An 18,819-nucleotide genomic window follows, 5' to 3' on the forward strand; every position below is an offset into this window, starting at 1 on the left:
GCATGCGGAGCGGGACGGGGAGATTGCCGATGCGGAGGATAAATCGCTCGTACGGCTGCGCCCCGCCGGGTTCGGCGATGTGGGCGGCGACATCGCGCGCGCCGTTCTCCGGTCGACCGCGTCCGGGCCGGTTCCTGGCGCCGCTGATCGTCGTGGCCTGGCTGTGTGCCCTCTTCCTCGCCGCCGCGAACCCCGCGTCCGCGTCCACCGGGGAGCCCGGGGAGGCACCGCCCGCCGCGCGCCCTGCCGCCGTGCGCCCTGCCGCCGTGCGCCCTGCCGCCGTGCGACCCGCGCTCGCCCCCGCCGTACCGGTGAACGCCCCCGCCGTACCGGTGAACGCCGCCGGCGCGAGGTCGGCGGCGAGGGACGACGGGCGGCTGCTGTTCACCTTCCGCGACTCGCGCATCGACGAGTCCAGCGGGCTCGCGGTCTCGCCCACCCATGAGGGCATCGTCTACACCCACAACGACAGCGGCGACAGCGCCCGGTTCTTCGCGGTCGACATGGACGGGCGGACCCGGGCCACGTTCCGGCTCGCCGGGGTGACCGCGCGGGACTGGGAGGCGATGGCCGCGTCCGTGGACCCGGCGACCGGCAAGGGCGTCCTGTGGTTCGCCGACATCGGCGACAACTTCGACGGCGCCTGGCCGGACGTCTCGGTCTACCGGGTCGACGAGCCGGCGACCATGAAGTCCGCGACGCTTCCGGCCACCCGCTACCGCTTCCGCTACGAGGGCGGGGCCAGGAACGCCGAGGGCATGATGGTTCATCCCAAGACGGGCCGGCTGTACATCGTGAGCAAGGAGTTCTCCGGCTCCGTTTACGCGGCGCCCAAGGAACTGCGCACCGACCGGGTGAACCTGCTCAAGCGGGTCGGACCCGCGCCGATCATGGCGACGGACGCCGCGTACGCGCCGGACGGGTCGAGCTTCGTCATCCGCACGTATTTCTCCGCCTCGCTCTATCGCGCGCCGGGCGACCTGATCGCCCACCTCACGATGCCGGCGCTCAAGCAGGCCGAGTCCATCGCGTACACCCGGGACGGCAAGGCGTTGCTGGCCGGATCGGAGGGGCTGAACAGCCCGGTCTACCTCGTGCCGCTTCCGGCCCGGGCGGTCTCGCCCTCCGCGTCCGCGGCGGCGGCCGAGACCGCGGACGCTCCACCCGGTGCGGCGCAGGCCAGGGACGGGGGATCGGTCACCGCGTCGGGCGGAGGGCCGGAGAAGGGCGAGGACGGAGGCATCCCGTTCTCGATGGTGGCGCTCTGGCTGGGGACGGCCGTCGGGGCGATCGGGATCATCACGGTCATCGCGTACCGCACCGCCCGCTGATCATCCGGCCGGCGCCCGCCGGCGGGTCACATCTTGGCGACGAACGGTTCGCCGCGCAGCGCGTGCTCGACCAGATCGACCGAGCGGGCCAGCCGTACCAGCCGGGCGCCCTCGCGCCGGTAGGCGTCGAGCACGGCCTCGACGGCGTGCGGCGGCAGGTGGCCCTTCAGGTCGACGGCGGCTCCGCGATAGCCCGTCCTGGCCGCCTCGATCTCCGCCCGGACGTGCTGGCGGGCCATCCGGGCGAGCGCGAGCGGGTGCCGCCTGAGCACGCCGTACGCGCGGTAGTCGGGTGGGACGGCGTCGAGCAGCCACGCCGCCGCCGACACCTCCCACTCGGGGGTGTCCGGCGGGCGCACCTCCGACGGCCATCCGGTTGGCAGGTACACGCCGACCAGCATACCGAACAGGAGTTCGATCTAGAGGGCTGTCCCTCGGGGTGTCGTCTGCGCTAACTTGCGATGATGCGCGTTCTGGGGGCGAAAGCCGGGCAATCATGAAAATCGGCGTCATCGGCGCCGGCATCCTCGGGCTGGCGGTCGCGCGTGAGCTCGCCGCCTCCGGCGCCGAGGTGACCGTGCTCGACAAGGAGAGCCGCGTCGCGGCGCACCAGACCGGGCACAACAGCGGCGTCGTCCACGCGGGCATCTACTACGCCCCCGGATCGCTCAAGGCGCGGCTGTGCCGCGACGGCGTCGCCATGCTGCGCGAGTACTGCGCCGAGCATCGCCTGCCGTACGACGAGGTGGGGAAGCTGGTCGTCGCCTCGACCCGGGCCGAGCTGCCGGGGCTGCGCCGGATCGCCGAGCGGGCGCGCGAGAACGGCGTGCCGGGCATCGCCGAGCTGGACGCGCTCGGGCTGCGCGAGGTGGAGCCGTTCGCGGTGGGCGCGGGGGCGGTGCACTCGCCCACGACCGCGATCACCGACTTCCCGGCCGTCGCCCGCCGCCTCGCCGAGGACCTGGCCGCCATGGGCGGCGCCGTACGGCTGGCGCACCCGGTGCGCGCGCTGCGCGAGACCGCGAGCGGCGTCCAGGTGCTCGCGGGAGGCTCCCGGTTCGCGTTCGACGCCGTGGTGTCGTGCGCGGGGCTGGGCACGGACCGGGTCGCCGCGCTCGCCGGGGCCCCGGGCGACGTGCGGATCGTGCCGTTCCGGGGCGAGTACCGGCGGCTGGCGGGCGCGGCGCGTGACCGGGTGCGCGGGTTGATCTATCCGGTGCCCGACCCTCGTTATCCGTTCCTCGGCGTCCACCTGACCCGGCGGATCGACGGCGAGGTCCTGGTCGGGCCCAACGCGGTCATGGCCCTCGCGTTCGAGGGCTACCGGTGGCGGGACGTGTCGCCCGACGACCTGCGGGAGATCCTCGCGTGGCCCGGCACGTGGCGGATGGCCGGGCGGAACTGGCGCACCGGCCTGCGCGAGGTGTACGGCTCGGTGGCCGCCGACGCCTTCCTGGAGGCGGCGAGACGGTACGTCCCCTCGCTGGGGCCGGCGGATCTGGAGCCCGCGGAGGGGGGTGTGCGGGCGCAGGCGGTCGACCGGGAGGGGCGGCTGCTCGACGACTTCGCGATCGACGTCCACGGGCGGATCGTGCTGGTCAGGAACGCGCCGTCGCCGGCGGCCACGGCGAGCCTCGCCATCGCCCGACATGTCGTCTTAACAGTTCCTTTAAGGTGATGCACCTAGAGTGCTTGATGCCCCGTACGTCATCTTCACGTTGCCTTAAGGAAATTCGGTCAACATGTCATGGTGAGCGAATTCCCAGAAGCCCGGTTGCTGATCGTCGAAGACGAGCCCAACATCCTGGAACTGCTGGCCGCCAGCCTGCGGTTCGCCGGATTCGAGGTCACCACCGCCTCCAACGGAGGCGAGGCGGTCGCGGCGGCCCAGCGCCACCGGCCCGACCTGATCGTCCTCGACGTGATGTTGCCCGACATGGATGGATTCGACATCGTCCGCCGCCTGCGAGGCGGCGGGACGCACACGCCTGTCGTCTTCCTCACCGCCCGGGACGCCACCGAGGACAAGATCCGCGGCCTCACCCTCGGCGGCGACGACTACGTGACCAAGCCGTTCAGCCTCGAAGAGGTCATCGCCCGCATCCGGGCCGTGCTCCGCCGTACCGCGGGGGACCCGATGGCGGCGCCGCCCCGGCTCACTTTCGCGGACATCGAGCTGGACGAGGAGTCCCACGAGGTGTGGCGCGGCGGATCCGCGATCCCGCTGTCCCCGACCGAGTTCAAGCTGCTGCGCTACTTCATGGCGAACGCCGGCCGGGTGTTGTCCAAGGCCCAGATCCTCGACCACGTGTGGGACTACGACTTCCGAGGTGACGCCGGCATCGTCGAGTCGTATGTGTCGGTGCTCCGCCGCAAGGTCGACAACTCCCACCCGAGGCTCATCCACACCCTCAGGGGCGTCGGATACGTGATGCGAACGCCGCCGTCCGGCGCCGTGTGACCGTGGCGGGGAGGTGGTCGGACCGCACGCCGCTGCGGATCAAGCTGATCGCCGCGATGCTGGCGCTGGTCGCCGTCGCCCTCGCCGTGATCGGCGTCGGCAGCGTCTCGGTGCTCAACGGCTACCTCGTGGACCGTGTGGACGCGCAGCTCGACATGGTCGTGCACGACGTCGGCCGGCAGATGAAGCACAAACCGCTGGAGCTCGTCCGGCTGCGCACCCCGCCCGACGGCTGGGTCGCCGTCTACGACCAGGACGGCGTTCTCATCGCCACCCAGGCCGGGATGTCCGTCGAGAACATCCCGGGACCGCGCTCGCCCTCCCGCGACACGGAGGCGCCGCAGACCGTCCCCGCCGAGTCGGGAAGCGGCACGTGGCGCGTGCGCGTCGTCAAGGAACCGGACTCCGGCCACGCCCTCGTCGCCATCGACCTGGCCTCCGTCCGGCAGATCAGCACGCGGCTCGCGCTCATCGAGCTGCTCGGCAGCCTCCTCGTCATGGCCGTGCTCGCCGTGGTCGGCATAGTGACCGTACGGCGCAGCCTGCGCCCGCTGACCGAGATCGAGCGTACGGCCGAGGCCATCGCGGACGGCGATCTGAGCAGCCGTGTCCCCGACCGCCATCCGCGTACCGAGGTGGGGCGGCTGTCCCGCTCGCTCAACGGGATGTTGTCGCAGATCGAGGCGGCGTTCCAGGCGAAGGCGTCGTCGGAGGCCGCCGCGCGCGAGTCGGAGGAGCGGATGCGCAGGTTCGTCGCGGACGCCTCGCACGAGCTGCGCACCCCTCTCACGTCGATCCGGGGGTTCGCCGAGTTCCACCGGCGGGTGCCCGGCAACGACACCGCCCGTCTGATGCGGCGGATCGAGGACGAGGCCGCCCGGATGGGCCTGCTCGTGGACGACCTGCTGCTGCTCGCCCGCCTGGACCAGCAGCGCCCGCTCCAGGAGCACCCGGTGGACCTCCTCGCGATCGCCGCCGAGGTCGTGTACGACGCGCGGATCCTGGCGCCGGACCGGGACGTGTCCCTCCTGGTCGAGTCCGACATCGCCCTGATCGTCGAAGGAGACGAGGTGCGGCTGCGCCAGGTCGTCGGCAACCTGATGAGCAACGCGATGACGCACACGCCTCCCGGAACGCCGGTGACCGTACGGGTCGGGACGGCCGGCCGGCGGGCCGTCGTCGAGGTCGCGGACAAGGGCCCCGGCATGACGGCGGAGCAGGCGGAACGCGTCTTCGAGCGTTTCTACCGGGCGGACCTGTCCCGGGCGCGCAAGGACGACGCCGCGATGCGGTCGACGGGCGGAAGCGGCCTGGGGTTGTCCATCGTGACCGCGATCGTCCGCGCGCACGGCGGCATCGTGACCGTGGAGACGGCGCCCGGTGCGGGCGCGGCCTTCCGCGTCGTCCTCCCGCTGGTCCCCGAAGTCCTGGGCTCCGAAGTCCTGGGTTCCGAGGACGCGGAGGAGGAGGAGGGATCAGACGACGCGCCGCCCGGCGCGGCCTCGGAAGACGTCACCGTCTCGGGAGACGGCGCGGGCTCAGGAGTATGCGCGGGCCCGGAGGAAGGCGCGCCTCTGGAGGACGGCGCGGGCTCGCGGGACGGCTCGGGCCCGGGAGGAGCGGTCTCGCCCGCCACTCAGGCGACGCGCACCGAATAGTCGCCGAAACAAGTTGTCCGCGTCCGGCCTCTCTGTCGGCGACCCGCTCGAAGTGCTCAGGTACGTCCTGGACGGCCAGGTCAGTAGGGGGGAGCCGGCGTGGGGGACAGGCCGGGGAAGCTTCCGTCCGGGAAGGTCCCCGCGCCCCCGGCGCCGTCCGGCACGATCACCGAGTCGCCCTCGTCGAGCCCCTCGACGATCTGGACGTACTGGTCGCCTTCGACACCGATCCGCACCTGGCGGCGCACGTCCTCGCCCCCGGCCCGCACCGTCACCGTCGCCGTGCCGTCCTGCCCGATCTCCACGGCCCGGGTGGGGACGTAGACGGCGTTCTCGGCCGCGCCCGTCGTCACCCGCACGTACGCGGTCTGACCGACGAGCAGGTCACGCGGCGCGCTGGAGAGGGCGACGCGCACGCCGTACCGGACGAGCTGGTCGGTCTTCGTCGCGGTGACGTCGATGTGGGTGATGGTCCCGGCGAACTCCTGGCCGGGGTGGGTGTCCATGGTCACCGTGGCCCGCCGGCCGACCTTGAGCTTGCCGATGTCGGACTCGGTGAAGAGCGCGTTCACCTGGAGCTCGTCCAGGTTGCCGAGGGTGATGAAGGCCGCGCCCGCGTTCGCCGTGTCGCCCGTCCTGCCGCCGACGCTCATGACCGTGCCCTTGGACGGGGCCGTGATGACCACTCCGTCGAGCGCGTCCTTGGCGTTCGCCAGCTCGCGCTTGGCGGTGGCGACGTCGGCCTCGGCCTGTTCCACCGACGTGGCGGCCCCGCCCGCGCCTCCGGAGGAGCCGTTTCCGTCGCGGCCGCCGCCCGTGGCTCCGGAACCGCCGCTGCCGGCACCGGCGCCTCCGGAGGAACCGGAGCCGGTGCCGGTGCCGCCGGATGAGCCGCCCCGGGTCGAGCCTCCGCCCCCTGAGCCGTTCGAGGTGGTGGCGCGGCCGGTGGCGGAGTCATCGGTGCCGGTGCCGCAGGCCGAGCCCGTCGCCGACGGCTTCGCTGACGGGTCCGCGGCATCGGTGGCCGTCGCGTCCGGCGAGCGGCCCGCGGAGACGCCGTCCAGGATGCCTCCCGACCCGCCCCCGGCCGGGTTCGCCCCGACGGTGAGCATCTTGACGATGGTCTCGATGATGCCCTGGGTGATCGTCACGGTCTCCCTGACGGTCACGCGTTCCGTGACGACGATCGTCTGGGTGACGGTGACCGTGGGGACGGGCTCGGGCCGGGGCGCCCGGGTCGGCTCGGGCTCGGGTGCCCGGGTGGGTTCCCCGGTGGGTTCCGGGGTGGTCTCGGAGCCGGAGGCCGTCGGCTCCGGTCCTGTCCGCCGGGAGGACCGCCGTGCTTCGGCGCGCTCGGAGGCGCCGGTCTCGGCCGACGCGTGGGAGGCGCCGGATCCGGCCTGCCGGGTGCCCGTTCCGGCGGATCCGGTGTCGGACGAGCCGGTGTGGGAGGCCCCCGTCCCGGACGATCCGGCTCCGCCGGCGGAACGCCGTACGGGCTCGGACGTGGTGGTGGTCGTGGTCGTGGCGATCGGGGAGGGCTTCGACGTGGTCGTAGAGACGGGCGTCGGGCGCGAGGTCGTCGTCGAGATCGGCACCGGCTCGGAGGAGGTCGTCAGCAGCGGGGCGGGGCTCACCACGATCGGGCCGACCGCCGAGGGCGACGGCGCGGCCGAGGAGGGCCTCGGCGAGGCGCCCTTCCCCGGCGGGCACGAGGCCGCGGCCGAGGACGTCGGGCGCACGGAGGGGGCGGCGGACCGCCGCGCCCCCGTCCGGTTCGACGTGGGAGCGGGGGAGGCGGTCGAGGAGCTCCCCGCCTTCTCGGCGTTGTCGAGCGCCTCGTACGCGGCCGACAGCGCGGCGCGGGCCGCGACGTAGTTCTCCCTGGCCTCCGTCGCGTCCACCCGCGCGAGGGGTTGTCCCGCCCGGACCTTCTGGCCGGGTTTCACGTACACCTTCCTGACGACGCCGGAGGCGCCGAAGGACAGGTCGCGGCTGTGCGCGTCCACCGTGTTGCCGCTCGCGGAGACGGCGGCGGTCACGTTGCCGCGCTTGGCGGCCACCAGCTCGATCCTCGTGGCGGGGGCGCTCTCGTCGCCGCCGCCGAGGAGGTAGACGCCGCCGGAGACGAGTACGGCGCAGGCGAGAGCCAGACCTCCTGTGCGAAGGACCTTGGGCGGAACAATCATGCGCAAAATGGTGGTGGCACCAGGTCATACCAGGCTCAGGCGGGCCTGAGAGTTGTCTGTGTACGGCGATCACGCCGTGCCGGACGGTCACGATGATTCGCGGGTTCCCCGGCTCGGATGCCGGCAACGGTGCGAATACGGAGTTGTCAGCAAAGCTTCAGGCACGTCCGAAGTTGGCCCAAGCCCGGCCAGGCAGGGTGAAGGCCCGTGAAGCTGTCGACCAGGCGCAGGGCGCTCATCGTGAACGGGACCCTCGGGGTGCTCGTGGCGGGTGGTGCGGTCGCCGCCTATCTCTCCATCGCGGGCACCGCCGCCGGTCCCGCGAGCGCGGCCGGCGCCTCGACGGTGACCGTGGGACGGGGCACGGTCCTCGACTCGGTCTCGGCCTCCGGCTCGCTGGAGAGCGCCCGGAGCGCCTCCCTCGACTTCCGTACCAGCGGGACCATCTCCTCCGTCGACGTGAAGGAGGGGCAGAAGGTCAAGAAGGGGCAGGTGCTGGCGAAGCTGGACGGCTCCTCGCTGCGGGACGATCTCGCCGCCGCCTCCGCGAGCCTCACCGTCGCCAAGGAGCAGAACGACAGCCAGGCGACCGCCTCCAGCTATTCCCAGTACGTGAAGGCGCTCAACTCGTACAAGAGCGCCAAGCGCGCGCTGGCCGAGACCGTGCTCAAGGCGCCGTTCAGCGCCACGGTCACCGCGATCAACGGCGTGATCGGCGACAGGGCCGGCGCGTCCTCGGGCGGCGGTGGGTCGGCCGCGTCGGGTTCGGGGGGATCGGGGGGCTCGTCCGGTCTGATCGAGCTGATCGACACCTCGCGCATGCAGATCGTCGGAAACTTCACCGAGTCGGATGTCACGAAGCTGAAGGTCGGGCAGGCGGTCACGGTCTCGTTCGACGCGCTGAGCGGGGTGACCGCCCAGGGCAGGGTCAGCATCATCAACCCGGTCGCGTCCACGAGCAACAACGTCGTGCAGTACCCCGTGACCGTCACCCTCACCGAGATCCCCGAGGGCGTACGGCTGGGCCAGACGGCCACGGTCGAGGTCGTCGTCGGCAAGGCGGAGAACGTTCTCACCGTGCCGACCTCCGTGATCACCACGGCGGGAGGCCGTACCAGCGTCACCCTGGTGCGGGACGGGCAGCGGGTGACGCAGCCCGTGGAGGTCGGTGTCGAGGGCGACGGCACCACCGAGATCAGGTCCGGTGTCGAGGAGGGCGACCAGGTGGTCCGCCCCGCCGCCGCGTCGGGCGGGACGACCGGAACCTTCGGGTCCGGCGGCCGGACGCAGGGCGGCTTCCCGGGCATGGGCGGCGGCATGGGCGGCGGTATGACCGGGGGCATCCGGTCGGGCGGCGGCCGATGAACCGCCGGGCGGACGGGACGTCCCACGGCCCGGCGGCGGGGCCGGTGTACGGCCTCGCGGATGCGAGCGCGGGCGACGCGGCGAACGGGGCCGAGCCGGTCCTGCTCATCCGTGACGTCACGAAGGTCTATGGCGAGGGCGAGGCGACCGTGCGTGCCCTGCGCGGGGTCTCGCTGACCGTCGAACGCGGCGACTACGTCGCGATCATGGGCGCGTCCGGCTCCGGGAAGTCCACGCTGATGAACATCATCGGCTGCCTGGACGTGCCCACCACGGGGACGTACCTGCTCGGGGGCGTCGACGTGGGCGTGCTCGACGAGGTCAGGCTCGCCCGGGTGCGCAACCGGAGGATCGGGTTCGTCTTCCAGTCGTTCAACCTGATCCCCCGGATGAGCGCGCTGGCGAACGTCGAGCTTCCGCTGGCCTACGGCGGCGTACGCGCGGCGGAACGACGGCTGCGGGCGCTGGCCGCCCTCGGCCTGGTCGGGCTGTCGGACCGGGTGGGACACCAGCCGAACGAGCTGTCCGGCGGGCAGCAGCAGCGGGTGGCGGTGGCCCGCGCCCTCGTCACCTCGCCGACGCTGCTGCTGGCCGACGAGCCGACCGGCGCCCTGGACAGCACGTCCACAGGAGACGTTCTGGCGATCTTCGATCGGCTGAGCCTGAGTGGCAGGACCATCGTCGTGATCACGCATGAGCACGACGTCGCCGCGCACGCCAAGCGGGTGATCCGGCTGATGGACGGCCGGATCGTCGAGGACCGCAGGCAGGCGCCGGTGGACGGGCCGCCGCCGCTCGCCGGGCACCGACCCCCCACGGAAGCGATGAGCGAGCGATGAACGCCCTGGAGATCACCCGGTTCGCCGTACGCGGCCTGACCGCGAACAAGATGCGCAGCGTCCTGACGATGCTCGGCATCCTCATCGGGGTCGCGGCGGTGATCCTGCTTGTCGCGGTCGGCCAGGGGTCGTCGGACGCGATCAAGCAGCGGATCCAGAGCCTGGGGGCGAACACGCTCACCGTCTCCGCGTCGTTCTCGGGCGGGTTCGGCGGCCCCGGCATGCGCGGCGGCGGGGGCGGCGGCGGTCCGCGCACGCAGGCGCGCGGCCTCACCCTTGAGGACGCCCGCGCCATCGCCGACTCCGGCAACGCCCCCTCCATCAAGAGCGTCTCGCCGGTGGTGACCTCCTCGTCGGCCACGACGACGTACGAAGGGGCGAGTCACGCCATATCCCAGGTCGTCGGCACATATCCCAGCTATTTCGAGGCGACCAACAGGCCGGTGGCCTCGGGGTCGTACTTCACGAACCAGGACGTCACAGGCGTCCGAAAGGTCGTCGTCATCGGGAAGACGGTCGCGGACGAGCTGTTCGGCCGGCTCGACCCGGTCGGCAGGAACGTCAACATCCAGGGCGTCTCGTTCACCGTCGTCGGAGTGCTGAAGGAGTCGGGCTCGACCGGCGGCCAGGACGCAGACGACGTGGCCGTCGCCCCGCTGCCCGCCGTACAGCAGAGCCTGACCGGGTACGGCTCGCTCGGCAGCATCGTCGTGCAGGCCACGGGCGCCGAGAAGACGGACGCGGCCGAGGCGGAGATCACCGCGATCCTCGACCAGCGGCACGACATCACGGGGAACGCGACGGCGGACTACCGGATCCTCAACCAGGCCAGCCTGCAGGAGACGGTGACCGAGGCGACCGGCACGTTCACCGTGCTGCTCGCCGCGGTGGCGGCGATCAGCCTGCTCGTCGGCGGCATCGGCATCACGAACATCATGCTCGTGACCGTCACGGAGCGGACCCGCGAGATCGGCATCCGCAAGGCGATCGGCGCGCCCCGGGGGGCCATCCTCGGCCAGTTCCTCATCGAGGCGACCCTGCTCAGCCTGGTCGGCGGCCTGCTCGGGGTGGGCGTGGCCGTGGCGGGCAGCCGCTTCACGATCGCGGGAGTGCAGCCGGTCATCGTGCCGCAGTCGATCGTGCTGGCCCTCGGCGTCTCCGTCGCCATCGGCCTGTTCTTCGGCAGCTATCCCGCCAACCGCGCCGCGAAGCTGCGCCCGATCGAGGCACTGCGCTTCGAGTGAGCCCGCGCCCCGCGCGGTGACCCGAGGCGAGCACCAGACCAGGAGATGAGATGAGCAGAGCGAAGGCGAAGGCGCAGCCCGAGGCCGAGATGCCGGCGGCGGAGCTGCTGGACACCTCCCCGTTCGGCGACGAGCCCGAGACGGAGCCGGCCGCTCGCCCGGCCGGGCGCGGGATGTCGAAGGTCACCCTCGCGCTCGGCGCCGGCGTGGTGCTCATGGCGGGCGTGCTGGTCGGCATCCAGGCGCAGAAGGCGTGGGGGACGGCGTCCCCGTCCGGCGCCGCGAGCCGCGGGCTCGCCGGAGGCATGGGCGGTACGGGCCGCGGCTTCGGAGGCTTCGGCGGAGGGGCCGGCTTCGGCGGCGGGGCGGGCGGCTCCCGAGGCGGCGCGGGCCAGGGAACCCAGGGAGCCCAGGGCGGCCAGGAGCAGGACGCTCAGGGGTCTCAGTGGTCTGAGGGACGGGGCCAGACGGGGAGGGGAGCCGGTGCCGGTTCGCCGGGCGGCATGACCGTCGGCACGGTCAAGCTCGTGGACGGCGCCAAGGTCTACGTCCAGACCTCGGGCGGCACCATCGTCACCGTCAGGACCACCGGCGACACGAAGGTGCGGGTCACCAAGGCCGGAAAGGTCACCGACCTCAAGGTCGGCAGCCCGGTCGTCGTCACGGGCGCCGCGGACGAGGAGGGCGCCGTGGACGCCACCTCGGTCGTCCAGAGCGCCGGGAACCGCTAGGGAAGCCGGCCGCGCGCGGCGAGCCCGCCGCCCGGGGCAGCAGGGACGCGGACGAACCGCCGAAAGGAGAACACCAGATGAAAACGGAGGCACGCCTGCTCGTCGTGGACGACGAGCCCAACATCAGAGAGCTGCTCTCGGTGAGCCTCAGATACGCCGGGTTCGAGGTGGTGACCGCCTCGGACGGGCGGGAGGCCGTCCAGATCGCCGAGCGGGTGCGGCCCGATCTGATGGTGCTCGACGTGATGCTGCCCGACATGGACGGCTTCGCGGTGAGCTCCCGGCTGAGGGACGCCGGGCGGCGGATCCCCGTGGTCTTCCTGACCGCGCGGGACGCCACCGGGGACAAGGTCGCCGGACTGTCGCTGGGCGACGACTACGTGACCAAGCCGTTCAGCCTGGAGGAGGTGCTCGCCCGGATCCGGGCGGTGCTGCGCCGTACGCGCGGCGAGAGCCACCACCCCAGCCGGCTGCGGGTCGCCGACCTGGAGATGGACGAGGAGGCGCACCAGGTGTGGCGGGGCGGCCGGCAGGTGCGGCTGTCGCCCACGGAGTTCAAGCTGCTGCACTATTTCATGATCAATCAGGGCCGGGTGTTGTCGAAGGCCCAGATCCTCGACCACGTGTGGCACTACGACTTCGGCGGCGACCGCAACGTGGTCGAGTCGTACGTCTCCTACCTGCGGCGCAAGATCGACACGGTGGATCCCAAGCTGATCCACACGCTTCGCGGCGTGGGCTATGTCCTCCGTGCGCCCCGTCGCTGAGGTCAAGCGGCGGCTCGCCCGCACCCCGCTCTGGCTCCGCCTGGTGGGGGCCACGCTGCTGCTGGTGACGCTCGCGATCGCGCTCACCGGCGGCTTCGCCGTGCAGTTGCTGCGCGGCTATCTGATCGACCGGGTGGACCGGCAGCTCACCGGCTTCACCCGGCCCAGGAGCGACCCGCAGGGGGGCCAGGACCGGGACACGACGACCCCCGGCGGGACCCGGCCGCAGCGGCAGCCGGGTTTCTACTACATCGTCCTGCTGGACGCGGACGGCAACGCCGTACGGACCGTGCAGGAGCCCCCGAACGTCGATCCGCCCGTCCTGCCGAGGCTCACGGCCGCCGTCACCGAACGTATGCGGCGCAGGCTGTTCACCGCGTCCTCGCCGTCCGGGGAGCAGTGGCGCGTGGTCGCCGTCGGCGAGGCCGACGGCGTCACCCGGGTCGTCGCCGTCAGCCTCGCCGACGTCGACGGGACCGTCTCCCAGCTCGTGGTCATCGTGGCCGGGGTGGGCTTCGGGGTGCTCGTCGCTCTCGGCCTGGCCTGCTACTGGCTCGTACGGCGCAGCCTGCGCCCCCTGGGCGAGATCGAACGCACGGCGCAGGCGATCGCGGGCGGCGACCTGTCGCGGCGGCTCCCACTGCGGCACCGCCGTACCGAGATCGGACGGCTGGGCCGGGCGATCAACGGCATGCTCGCGCAGATCGAGTCGGCCTTCCGGGACCGGGAGGAGTCGGAGGCGATGGCGCGCGAGTCGGCGTTCGAGGCGCGGCGGTCGGAGGAGCGGATGCGCCGGTTCGTCGCCGACGCGTCGCACGAGTTGCGCACGCCGCTGACGTCGATCCGGGGGTTCGCCGAGCTGTACCGCCAGGAGCGCTCACAGGATCCGGCGGCGGTGCTGCGCCGGATCGAGGACGAGGCGGCCAGGATGGGCCTGCTCGTGGACGACCTGCTGCTGCTCGCCCGGCTGGACCAGCAGCGCCCGCTGCAACGGCGCGCCGTGGACGTGCTCAGCCTGGCGGCCGGGGCGGTCCTGGACGCGCAGACGCTCGCACCGGACCGCGAGATCGACCTCGTCCGGCTCGACGGCTCCGACGCCCCGGTCAAGGCGCTGGGCGACGAGCACCGGATCCGGCAGGTGATCGGCAACCTGGTGGGCAACGTCCTCCGCCACACTCCGCCCGGTACGGCGTTCCGCGTCGGCGTCGGGACCCTGTCCGGTGACGGGCCCGGTGACGGGCCGGGCGGCGGCTCCGACGGCGGCTCCGGGGGCGGCGGGACGGTCGTGATCGAGGTGGCCGACGAGGGCCCCGGCCTGCGCGAGGACGACGTGGAGCGCGTCTTCGAGCGGTTCTACCGCGCGGATCCGGCCCGCAGCCGCGCCGACACGGGCGGCACCGGGCTCGGGCTGTCCATCGTGGCGGCCCTCGTCAAGGCGCACGGGGGGACCATCACCGCCGAGTCCCCGCCCGGCGGCGGAGCCGTCTTCCAGGTCCGCCTCCCCGCCTGCTGAAACCCCGCCATCGCCCGCCCGGACTCGAAGCGGTGCGGGAGATCGGGGAATCCAGTGCCTCCGTTCGGCGTCCCGGCCCAGGTCGCGGATCCGAGCGCTCGCAGGTGGGGTCGCTCGCGTCCGGACGGGGGCTCATCGGGGCGGGCGGGTTGACAGGTGATCCTCAGCCGGGCCCGATGCGGTTCCAAGTTTCCCGCGCTGGAGTGGATCGCCGTGGCGCGGGCCTCACGACACCGGAGGCCGTCGCTCTCGCGCGCCCGTGTGCGAAAGGCCAGGTCGATCACCGTGCGTTCGCTGTACGCCGCCGTGGTGGCGGTTTCCGTGCTGACCGTCGCGGCCTGCGGGGGAGAGGACGGCGGTGCCGGTGGCGGTGCGGCAGCGGAGGGCGACCAGCGTGCGGCGTACCTGAACTGCCTGCGCGAGAACGGCGTGACGCTGCCCAGCGGACGCCCCCGCGGCCGTCCGAGCCGTGCCCCGGACGGCGAAGCGGGCGGGGCCGCCGGTGAAGCGGCCGGAGGCCGGGGCGACGACACCGACGCTTCCGGCCCCGCGGGCACTTCCGGCGCCTCGGACGGGCAGGGCGATGGCGGGGCTTCGGACGGTCGGGGAGACGCGCCCGGCGATGCTTCCAGCGATGCTCCCAGCGCGCGTCCGAGCCGGGGGCCGGGCGGCTTCCGTTCCATGTCTCCGGAGATGCGCAAGGCCATGGAGGCGTGCCGGTCGCTCATGCCCGAGGGCGGGCGCGGGTGGGGCGGGAACGGACGCGGCCCCGGCGACGGGACCCGCGATTCCGCCGCCGTCGAAGCCGCCATGCGGCCCTTCCGCACCTGCATGAAGGACAACGGCGCCGAGATCGCCGAGGGCGGGAGCTGGCGCGATCTCGACCAGAAGGACACCAAGGTGGCCGCCGCCCTCACGAAGTGCCGGACCCTCCTGCCCGAGCCCAGCCCGCGGCCCTCGTAGCCGCCCCGCCCGCGTCGAGCGGCAGCCGACGACGCGGCCCCCCGGTCCTGGAGGCGACCCGGCCGACGACACGGCCCCCGGGTCCTGGAGGCGACCCCGGCCGACGACACGGCCCCCGGGTCCTGGAGGCGACCCCGGCCGGCGACGCGCGGCCCGAACCACGCCATGCCGCCTGACGCGCGGCCCGGGACCATGCCATGCCGCCGCCTATCGAGACCGCAAAACCTCCATAAATCATCGTTTGTGGTGCTTTGTATAAGAAAGTTCCTGTATTTCGGCATTTAGTGGAGGCCGGTGCGGGAAGGTCCGTGGGTATGCCGGGCGGTACGGGGCTGCTCGAAGCCCTCGGAGTGCTGCGACGCCAGCTCGACCACGACCTGTTCCCTCTGGAGATCGGGGACGTCGCGGCGGACCGGCGCGCGCTCAAGGGGATGACCGGGCAGCTCGACGACTACCTGCTGCCCCGGCTGGCCGCCATCGACGCGCCCCTCCTGGCGGTCGTCGGCGGATCCACCGGCGCGGGCAAGTCCACCCTGGTCAACTCCATCGTCCAGACCGACGTCACCGAACCCGGCGTGCTCCGGCCGACCACCCTCGCGCCCACCCTCGTGGCCGGTCGCGAGGACGCGGACTGGTTCATGTCCGGCCGCGTGCTGCCCGGACTGCCCAGGGTCACCGGACCGGGCCCGGGAGAGCCGGGCACGCTGAAGGTGGCCGTGGTGGACTCCCTGTCGCCGGGGCTGGCGCTGCTCGACGCCCCGGACATCGACTCGGTCGTCACCGCCAACCGCGAGCTCGCCGCGCAGCTCCTCGCCGCCGCCGACCTGTGGCTGTTCGTCACCACGGCGGCCCGCTACGCCGACGAGGTGCCGTGGAGCTTCCTGCGCAGCGCCCGGGAGCGCAGCACCGCCCTGGCGATCATCCTGCAGCGGGTTCCGTCCGAGGCGATGACCCCCATCACCGCCGACCTGGAGCGCCTGCTCCGGGAGAACGGGCTGGCCGGCACCCCCCTCTTCGGGATCCCCGAGCTGGTCCTCCCCTCGGAGCGGGCCAGGTTGCCCGCGGAAGCCGTACGGCCCGTCACGCGATGGCTGGCCGAACTGTCCGCCGACGCGCGCTCCCGCGCCCAGGTGGTGCGCCAGACGTTGTCCGGCGCCCTGGACAGCCTCGTCGCCCGGGTGCCCGTGCTCGCCTCGCACGTCGACCGGCAGCGGGAGGGCATAGCGGCCCTGCGCGACGTCGCCGAGAAGGCGTACGACTCGGCGATGTCGGCCTTCGACGAGGGGATGCGCGACGGTTCGCTGCTCAGGGGCGAGGTGCTGGCCCGCTGGCAGGACTTCATCGGCACCGGCGACCTGATGAGGGCACTGGAGTCCCGCGTCGGCTGGGTGCGCGACCGCGTCGTCGCCTTCGTCAGGGGACGGCCCGCCCCCGACCGCCGGCTCCGGGTCGCGCTGGAGACCGGCATCGAGTCCCTGATCCGCTCCTCGGCCGAAGGCGCCGCCGAACGCGCCGTGGAGTCGTGGCTGGCCATGCCCGCGGGCCGTGACCTGCTCGAACGCGCGGGCGTCGCCACCGCCGGACGGCTCGGCCGCGCCTCGTCCGAGCTGCGCTCCAGGGCCGGAGCCGAGGTGCGCGCCTGGCAGGGAGAGGTCCTCGACCTGGTCCGCAGCGAGGGCGCGGACAAGCGGCTCGCGGCCAGGACGGCCTCCTTCGGCGTGAACGGCCTCGGCCTGCTGCTCATGTTCGGCGTCTTCGCGTCCACCGGCGGCATCACCGGCATCGAGATCGGCATCGCGGGCGGCACCAGCGTGCTGAGCCAGAAACTGCTCGAGGCCATCTTCGGCGACCAGGCGGTACGCATCCTGACCTACGAGGCGCGCCAGGCCCTGCGCCGGCGCGTCCGCCTCGTCCTCGACGAAGAGCTGGCCCGCTTCACCGGCCTGCTCGACGGCCTCGGCCCGGACGAGGAGACCTCCGCGAAGCTGCGGGCCGCCGCGCAAGCCGTGGAGGAGCGGAAACGGGAGCTCCCGGTCGCGCCGGTCCCGCACGGCGGCGACGGCGGGCCCTCCGGCGGTACGCGGTGAAGCTGAGGCGGAAGAAGGCCGGCCTCCCCCTGGACGACCGGCTCGCCGCACTCGCCGAGGCCGCCGATCTGGCGGAGGGACGGCTCGGACACCCCCTGGTGGAGCGGGCCAGGGCCGTGGTGTCCCGGGCGGGCACGCGAAGCGGTCTCTCGGTCGCGCACACCGCGGTCGCCCTCGCCGGGGCGACGGGCAGCGGGAAGTCGTCCCTGTTCAACGCGCTGGCCGGCACGCCGCTCGCCGACGTGGGGGTGACCCGGCCGATGACCTCGCAGGCCCAGGCGGCGCTCTGGGACGCGGGAGGGGCGGGGCCGCTCCTCGACTGGCTCGACGTCCCACGGCGGCACTCCGTGGACGGCCGTGACCTCTCCGGGCTCATCCTGCTCGACCTGCCGGACCACGACTCCATCGAGCTGACGCACCGGCTCGAGGTCGATCGCCTCGTCGCCGTCGTGGACCTGCTCGTGTGGGTGCTCGACCCGCAGAAGTACGCGGACGCGGCCGTCCACGAGCGGTACCTCCGGCCGCTCTCCCGGCACCGGGACGTCATGCTCGTCGTGCTCAACCAGATCGACCGGCTGCCGCGTCCCGCGGTGGACCGCTGCCTGTCGGATCTGCGCTCGCTCCTCGCCGCCGACGGCCTGTCCGGCGTACGGGTGGTGGGGGCGTCGGCGGTGACCGGCGAGGGGCTGCCCGAGCTGCGCGAGGCGCTGTCCATCCTGGTGTCCCGCCGTACGGCGTGGGCGTCGCGACTGGCCGCGGACGCGGCGGCGGCGGCGACCGCGCTCGCCGGGTCGGACGAGGCCCCACCAGAGGCGGCCGCCCTGGACGAGGCGGACGAGCCGCTGGTCGACGCGCTGGAAGAGGCCGCGGCCGTGCCGCTGGTCGTCGAGGCGGTGGCCAAGGCGCACCGGCACCGGGCCGTCGCGGCCACGGGGTGGCCGGTGACGCGCTGGTTGCGGCGACTGCGTCCCGATCCGCTCCGGCGGCTCCACATCGGAGGCGTCGCCCGTACGCCGGGGCGGACCTCGGTGCCCGCGGCGACCGCCATCCAGCGTTCGCAGGTGGACACCGCGATCCGCGAGGTGGGCGCGGAGGCCGCCCGGGGGATGCCCGAGCCGTGGGCGGCGGCCGTCCGGCACGCGGCCCGCTCGCACGTCGGTGAGCTGGGGGACCAGATCGACATGGCGGTGGCCTGGACCTCGCTCGGCGCGTCGCGGCGGCCGCGCTGGTGGCGGGTCGTGGGCGTGCTGCAGTGGCTGGTTTTCGCCGTGCTGGTGGCCGGGGCGGCCTGGCTGCTCGCGCTGTTCGCCGTCGCCGCGCTCATGTTGCCCGCGCCGCCCACGCCGAAGGAGGGCGACGTGCCGTGGCCGACCGCGCTGCTGGTCGGAGGGGCGGTCGCCGGGGTGATCGTCGCCCTGGTGTGCCGGCTGGTCGCCTGGCTGGGCAGCAGGCGCCGGGCGCGCCGGGCCGCCCGCGCCCTGCGCGTGAGCATCGCCGACGTCGCCCGGCGCCTGGTGATCGCGCCGGTGAACGAGGAACTGGACCGCTATCGCCGTTTCGCCGATCGCGTCAGGATCGCGCGCTCACGCTGACCCGTTCTCCGGCTTCCCGGGCCGGGCCGAGATCGGTGGGCGGCGAGATCGGCGGGCCGCCCGTTCCGGGTTCCCCGGG

15 protein-coding genes are annotated in these 18,819 nt (G+C 73.3%); 13 read left to right on the forward strand and 2 right to left on the reverse strand.

The features are described from left to right. The first annotated feature begins 29 nt into the window (after positions 1-29). On the forward strand, positions 30-1,331 hold the full coding sequence (locus tag AWQ70_RS34585; protein ID WP_157530813.1) for a hypothetical protein: 1,302 nt from the start codon (positions 30-32) through the stop codon (positions 1,329-1,331). A 26-nt stretch (positions 1,332-1,357) separates the two neighbouring features. Here AWQ70_RS34585 and AWQ70_RS34590 read toward each other — a convergent pair whose 3' ends face one another. Next, the gene (locus AWQ70_RS34590; RefSeq protein ID WP_373282417.1) at positions 1,358-1,720 is read right to left on the reverse strand and encodes a hypothetical protein; all 363 of its coding nucleotides are present in this window, start codon (positions 1,718-1,720) and stop codon (positions 1,358-1,360) included. A 107-nt stretch (positions 1,721-1,827) separates the two neighbouring features. Here AWQ70_RS34590 and lhgD point away from each other — a divergent pair, with 107 nt between their 5' ends. From lhgD to AWQ70_RS34605, 3 genes are all read left to right on the forward strand, one after another. Beyond that, positions 1,828-3,009, forward strand: coding sequence for an L-2-hydroxyglutarate dehydrogenase (lhgD, locus tag AWQ70_RS34595; protein ID WP_067185959.1), 1,182 nt, complete (start codon positions 1,828-1,830; stop codon positions 3,007-3,009). A gap of 69 nt (positions 3,010-3,078) precedes the next feature. Next, complete coding sequence (locus tag AWQ70_RS34600) at positions 3,079-3,792, forward strand: response regulator transcription factor (protein ID WP_067185960.1); 714 nt, start codon at positions 3,079-3,081, stop codon at positions 3,790-3,792. A gap of 2 nt (positions 3,793-3,794) precedes the next feature. Then, a complete protein-coding gene (locus tag AWQ70_RS34605) occupies positions 3,795-5,450 on the forward strand; it encodes a sensor histidine kinase (RefSeq protein ID WP_245647293.1) in 1,656 nt (551 codons plus the stop codon). An 80-nt stretch (positions 5,451-5,530) separates the two neighbouring features. On the opposite strand, the gene AWQ70_RS39570 is transcribed toward AWQ70_RS34605, so the two are convergent. Further along, positions 5,531-7,639, reverse strand: coding sequence for an efflux RND transporter periplasmic adaptor subunit (locus AWQ70_RS39570; RefSeq protein ID WP_157530814.1), 2,109 nt, complete (start codon positions 7,637-7,639; stop codon positions 5,531-5,533). A gap of 207 nt (positions 7,640-7,846) precedes the next feature. On the opposite strand from AWQ70_RS39570, the gene AWQ70_RS34620 reads away from it, so the two are divergent. The 9 genes from AWQ70_RS34620 to AWQ70_RS34660 all read left to right on the forward strand — a co-directional run bounded on the left by AWQ70_RS34620 (position 7,847) and on the right by AWQ70_RS34660 (position 18,740). Next, positions 7,847-9,004, forward strand: a complete 1,158-nt coding sequence (locus AWQ70_RS34620; RefSeq protein WP_067185968.1) for an efflux RND transporter periplasmic adaptor subunit — start codon at positions 7,847-7,849, stop codon at positions 9,002-9,004. Beyond that, the gene (locus AWQ70_RS34625) at positions 9,001-9,843 is read left to right on the forward strand and encodes an ABC transporter ATP-binding protein (RefSeq protein ID WP_084518133.1); all 843 of its coding nucleotides are present in this window, start codon (positions 9,001-9,003) and stop codon (positions 9,841-9,843) included. The genes AWQ70_RS34620 and AWQ70_RS34625 overlap by 4 nt, the downstream gene beginning before the upstream one ends. Further along, positions 9,840-11,087, forward strand: a complete 1,248-nt coding sequence (locus AWQ70_RS34630; RefSeq protein WP_067185970.1) for an ABC transporter permease — start codon at positions 9,840-9,842, stop codon at positions 11,085-11,087. The genes AWQ70_RS34625 and AWQ70_RS34630 overlap by 4 nt, the downstream gene beginning before the upstream one ends. Before the next feature lie 50 nt (positions 11,088-11,137). Continuing rightward, positions 11,138-11,818, forward strand: a complete 681-nt coding sequence (locus AWQ70_RS34635; RefSeq protein ID WP_067185972.1) for a hypothetical protein — start codon at positions 11,138-11,140, stop codon at positions 11,816-11,818. 77 nt (positions 11,819-11,895) lie between these two features. After that, entirely contained in the window at positions 11,896-12,585 is a 690-nt protein-coding gene (locus AWQ70_RS34640; protein WP_067185974.1) for a response regulator transcription factor, read from the forward strand. Continuing rightward, positions 12,569-14,098 (forward strand): sensor histidine kinase, encoded by a 1,530-nt coding sequence (locus tag AWQ70_RS34645; RefSeq protein WP_245647294.1) that lies wholly within the window; start codon positions 12,569-12,571, stop codon positions 14,096-14,098. Before AWQ70_RS34640 ends, AWQ70_RS34645 begins: the two co-directional genes overlap by 17 nt. Before the next feature lie 285 nt (positions 14,099-14,383). Continuing rightward, positions 14,384-15,061: a hypothetical protein gene (locus AWQ70_RS34650; RefSeq protein ID WP_157530816.1), complete on the forward strand. Its 678-nt coding sequence runs from the start codon at positions 14,384-14,386 to the stop codon at positions 15,059-15,061. A gap of 314 nt (positions 15,062-15,375) precedes the next feature. Then, positions 15,376-17,148, forward strand: coding sequence for a GTPase family protein (locus AWQ70_RS34655; RefSeq protein ID WP_174552451.1), 1,773 nt, complete (start codon positions 15,376-15,378; stop codon positions 17,146-17,148). Beyond that, complete coding sequence (locus tag AWQ70_RS34660) at positions 17,145-18,740, forward strand: GTPase (protein ID WP_067185980.1); 1,596 nt, start codon at positions 17,145-17,147, stop codon at positions 18,738-18,740. The genes AWQ70_RS34655 and AWQ70_RS34660 overlap by 4 nt, the downstream gene beginning before the upstream one ends. The last annotated feature ends 79 nt before the right edge of the window (positions 18,741-18,819 follow it).

The organism is Microtetraspora niveoalba (genome assembly GCF_001570405.1).
GTDB lineage: Bacteria > Actinomycetota > Actinomycetes > Streptosporangiales > Streptosporangiaceae > Microtetraspora > Microtetraspora niveoalba.

Excerpts from the sequence above, each read along its gene's own strand:
- AWQ70_RS34585 (WP_157530813.1), top strand. The coding sequence starts at position 30 with ATGCGGAGGATAAATCGCTCGTACGGCTGCGCCCCGCCGGGTTCGGCG.
- lhgD (WP_067185959.1), top strand. The coding sequence starts at position 1,828 with ATGAAAATCGGCGTCATCGGCGCCGGCATCCTCGGGCTGGCGGTCGCG.
- AWQ70_RS34600 (WP_067185960.1), top strand. The coding sequence starts at position 3,079 with ATGGTGAGCGAATTCCCAGAAGCCCGGTTGCTGATCGTCGAAGACGAG.
- AWQ70_RS39570 (WP_157530814.1), bottom strand. The coding sequence starts at position 7,639 with ATGATTGTTCCGCCCAAGGTCCTTCGCACAGGAGGTCTGGCTCTCGCC.
- AWQ70_RS34625 (WP_084518133.1), top strand. The coding sequence starts at position 9,001 with ATGAACCGCCGGGCGGACGGGACGTCCCACGGCCCGGCGGCGGGGCCG.
- AWQ70_RS34630 (WP_067185970.1), top strand. The coding sequence starts at position 9,840 with ATGAACGCCCTGGAGATCACCCGGTTCGCCGTACGCGGCCTGACCGCG.
- AWQ70_RS34635 (WP_067185972.1), top strand. The coding sequence starts at position 11,138 with ATGAGCAGAGCGAAGGCGAAGGCGCAGCCCGAGGCCGAGATGCCGGCG.
- AWQ70_RS34640 (WP_067185974.1), top strand. The coding sequence starts at position 11,896 with ATGAAAACGGAGGCACGCCTGCTCGTCGTGGACGACGAGCCCAACATC.
- AWQ70_RS34655 (WP_174552451.1), top strand. The coding sequence starts at position 15,376 with ATGCCGGGCGGTACGGGGCTGCTCGAAGCCCTCGGAGTGCTGCGACGC.